We start from the raw sequence: 4,076 nt of genomic DNA, 5'->3' as shown, positions 1-4,076 counted from the left end.
AGTAAGATATCATTTGGCTCCTTCACGGCAAGCTTAACTGAAGCTCAAAAGGTACCGTTAAAACTGAAATGACACAAGATCTACACAGAAAAATTGCATATCATTATATATTGCCAAGAGAGCTTATTGCTCAGTATCCACTGGCAAAACGTGAAGCATCGCGATTGATGTGCCTAAGCTGTGAAAATAACTCAATTCATAACAGAATGTTTACGGATTTACCTAGTCTTCTACGGGCAGGGGACTTATTGGTGCTTAATAATAGCAAGGTATTTCCTGCCAGGCTTTTTGGTAAAAAAGAAAATGGTACACCAATAGAAGTTTTGCTTTTAAATCCCCTCGCTGAACCCGATTTGTGGAAATGCCTGATTTTCCCTGCTAAAAGGATAAAAAAAGAGCAGTATATAGTATTTTCCAACAATATGAAAGGATGGGCATATCCAGAAAATGACGATGGCATGCGTAAGATAAAACTGGAATATGAAGGTGATTTTTGGCAAGAAATCGAGAAAATTGGTCATATTCCACTGCCTCCTTATATTAACCGTCCCGATGAGCAAAATGATAGGCTGCGTTATCAAACTATTTATGCCTCAGAAAACGGTTCTGTAGCCGCACCAACAGCAGGTTTGCATTTCAGTAATGATCTTATGCTGAACCTAAAGAATATGGGAGTGGAATTTGCTGAACTTACCTTACATGTTGGCATTGGTACCTTTAGACCGGTTAAAACTGAAGATATTACTAAACATATAATGCATAGTGAATGTGTAGAAATATCTGAACATACTGCCAAGATTATTAACCAAGCCAAAACAGACCTACGCCGAGTTATTGCAGTTGGCACAACTTCGGTTAGAGCCTTAGAAAGCTTTTGGGAGAAAGACAAATTAACCTATGGTAATAGGTGGACTGATATTTTTATATTTCCCGGATATGTGTTTAAGGTTACTGACGCTATAATTACCAATTTTCATTTACCAGAATCTACTCTTTTAATGATGATATCGGCATTTGCTGGTTACGATTTTATTCGCAAAGCCTACCAAATAGCCGTAGATGAGCGTTACAGATTTTTTAGTTATGGCGATGCCATGTTTATTGAAAAATGATGGAAAGAAGCTACTTTTATTACAATGTACTAGATAGCACAATGTTAGAATACCAACGTTTGCGTGAGTATAACAACGGAACCATATGTGTGCGAACAGATTATCAAGGTGATGGAGTGGGAAGAGACAACCATAATTGGCTTTCTCCTACAGGAGGATTGTGGTTTACCTTCGATATCGTCTTTAGCGGGTTTGTAAGCTCGTTTGGGTTGTATACTGGTTATTGCCTACATCGCGAATTGTGCCGACTATTCTATCCCCTGGCAGACAAACTACAGATTAAATGGACTAACGACATAATTTATGATGGCAAAAAATTAGGTGGAGTTTTGTGTAAAAGCCATCCTGGGCGCTATACAATTGGAATTGGTCTTAATACAAATAACGATATTGATAGTAGCTTAGGAAAATTTGGTGCTGTTAGCTTGAAGAATATTCTCAATACAAACATATCGAATGAACAGCTATGCTTCAGTTTGATCGATGCAGTAGAAAGAAATGTTCGCTTGCTATCTCATGAGATTACATACATCACCTATTGTAATGAGAATCTTTTTGGGAAAAACTGCAAAGCCTTGATTGATGTGGGAACAGAACCTTTTGAAGCCGAGATCTTAGGTATCGATTTGAAGGGCGCATTAATCGTAAGAAAAGGGATGGGTGAAATCATTAATTTGAGCTCAGGTTCAATTCTTAGTATTGAAGCTTTTTCTTGACAGATAGAGCAAACAAAAATCATTGTGAAAGATAAATAATGAATATTCATAACCTGGAGGATCTAATGAACAGATTGTTGCTGATTGCCATGGTTACCCTCTTGCTGATATCAGCTTGTTCGGTGAATACAGGCATGCCTCAACCTTCTCAAGTTGTTGAAAACTATAGTGGCTTGGTAACTAAAGTAGCCATTTTGCCTCTTAAAACCATGGATGCAAGAAGCAGGAACGTGCGAAAAATTCTCACGGTACGCGATTTTGACTATGTTTTTTCCGCTTACCCTCAATACGAGCTTTTAGACATGGAATTTGTTGCCGATGAATTCGAGGTTCTTGGTATTCCAAATGTTGATGATATGGAACTGGAAGAAATGAACGAGCTTGCCGAGCTTACAGATGCCAATGTTATTGTTTTGGGGAATATAGCTTCTCTTAGAGCGGATCTTTTTACTCTTTCTCTTAGGTTCTATAGCGCTCGAACAAATGAGCTTCGGCAAGTAAACTTCAATGTCCCCAATATTAAAGAACAACGTTGGGAAAGCTTGAACAAAAATCTAATGGCAGAACTAGACCGCTTCATCACAAATGAGGTTGAAAAAATCTTTAACGTGGCTGCTAATTTCTATGCCGGAGGAAATTACCAAGAGGCTGAGAACCAACTTAAAGTAACAATTGGTTTAGATCCTGAAAAAATAGACGCCTATTACTATCTTGGCGCCACATATTATAAAACCGAACAGTATAGTTTGGCAGAAACTAACTTCAACAAAGCTCTTGAGTTAAATCCTGAACACTATCAAACGCTTGTTATGATGAACGAGATGTATGAAAAAACCGGCGAAAAAATGAAACGGATTGGTGTAATGGAAAAAATAGCAGCAACAAAAGATGATGCCGATCTGTGGTTGGTGATTGGCAATCTATATGCTGAAGAGCAAGATTATGAAAGTGCAGAAAACGCATTGAACAATGCCCTCAGTTTGAATGACGATAATCCTCGCGTAAAAGTACGTTTGGCATTTCTTCTTTACGATCAGGGACGTTATAACGATGCCTTGCCATATCTAGAAAGCGCCAATGAAACCTTTCCAGAAAATGATCTTATCTCAAGAAGGCTTGCAGTATCCTATCAACGTAGCGGACGCATGGCAGACGCAATTGCCAATTATGAAGGCTTGATAAGATTAAATCCCAACAACACACAAGCATACTTAAACGTTGTAAGTTTGTATCGCAATCAAGCAAGCGAAACTACAGATGAAACCATCAAACAAGAAATGAATAATAAAGCCATAGAAACCATGAATCAGCTTATTCGCATTCAACCCGATAATGCCCTGGCTTATCTCAATCTGGCAAGCATCTATCTTGCCATGGGCAATAACGATTTGGCAGAAACTAATGCTAATGCCACTATTGAAAGAGACCCAAGCTTGTATCAATCCTACGTGATTATGGCTACCATAAATCAATCTAAAGGAACAAATGAATATAACCGCTTTGCGGATTTGGAAAGACTCGCGGCTGATGCTGTTGGCAGACAAGCGACTACTCTATCCAGACAGCGCGATGCAGCAAAAGCAAATGCAAATAGGTATTTCCGTAACGCTGTAGATCAACTTAATACAGCTCGGTCATTAACAGCCGAACCGGATATTCTGAATGATATTCAAAATAGACTTAAATCGCTTAGCAATTTAGTGTCTCAAACTCAGGGATACTAAATATAGATCCTCTTCTAATAAATGCAGCCTTAAAAAAGCTGCATTTTTTTTGACTCTTGGCCAAAGCCTTACCATAAGATTAAGGAAGGTTAATCCCGAGATGAACCTCATCTTCAGCATAATGTTAAGGTAAACCTTATTTAACGATTACCAAAAAGTGCAAGGTGGGGAAGAGCAATAAAAAGCTTAGATATTAGGAGTAAAGAATTCAACCTAGTTTATTCTAGTTCATGTATTGTTCTTTTTTAATCTCTTTCTGTTGATTATTGCCTGTTCATATCCATTTTATAATTTGCATGCTGTATAATGAACGATCGAAAAGACAGTTGAATATTCTGAGAATGAGGCAAAACTCCTCACTACAAAGTAGTGGGTTAGAATAGTTACGTTCAGAAAAGGATAGCAAAGCGAAATCTCGTGTATAAATATCTGCTATATATAGATATGCAACGGACTCGAATCCTATATATGACTGAAGCAATGCTGTTGATATTAGTGTCCCCGATAATTGCAAATTGGATTTT

At 37.9% G+C, this 4,076-nt stretch carries 3 protein-coding genes; all 3 read left to right on the top strand.

The features are described from left to right. The first annotated feature begins 68 nt into the window (after positions 1–68). The 3 genes from queA to LHW48_08615 all read left to right on the top strand — a co-directional run bounded on the left by queA (position 69) and on the right by LHW48_08615 (position 3,552). A complete protein-coding gene (gene queA, locus LHW48_08625; protein ID MCB5260515.1) occupies positions 69–1,112 on the top strand; it encodes a tRNA preQ1(34) S-adenosylmethionine ribosyltransferase-isomerase QueA in 1,044 nt (347 codons plus the stop codon). Further along, positions 1,112–1,828, top strand: coding sequence for a biotin--[acetyl-CoA-carboxylase] ligase (locus LHW48_08620; protein ID MCB5260514.1), 717 nt, complete (start codon positions 1,112–1,114; stop codon positions 1,826–1,828). The genes queA and LHW48_08620 overlap by 1 nt, the downstream gene beginning before the upstream one ends. Positions 1,829–1,893: 65 nt before the next feature. Beyond that, on the top strand, positions 1,894–3,552 hold the full coding sequence (locus LHW48_08615) for a tetratricopeptide repeat protein (protein MCB5260513.1): 1,659 nt from the start codon (positions 1,894–1,896) through the stop codon (positions 3,550–3,552). The last annotated feature ends 524 nt before the right edge of the window (positions 3,553–4,076 follow it).

Source organism: Candidatus Cloacimonadota bacterium (assembly GCA_020532355.1).
Taxonomy (GTDB): Bacteria; Cloacimonadota; Cloacimonadia; order Cloacimonadales; family Cloacimonadaceae; genus UBA5456.
Note: the sequence above shows the minus strand (reverse complement) of the source record. Positions and strands in the feature narration are given on the sequence as shown.

Bases quoted from the DNA above. Each gene is read 5' to 3' on its own strand.
- LHW48_08620 (MCB5260514.1), top strand. From the start codon at position 1,112: ATGGAAAGAAGCTACTTTTATTACAATGTACTAGATAGCACAATGTTA.
- queA (MCB5260515.1), top strand. From the start codon at position 69: ATGACACAAGATCTACACAGAAAAATTGCATATCATTATATATTGCCA.
- LHW48_08615 (MCB5260513.1), top strand. From the start codon at position 1,894: ATGAACAGATTGTTGCTGATTGCCATGGTTACCCTCTTGCTGATATCA.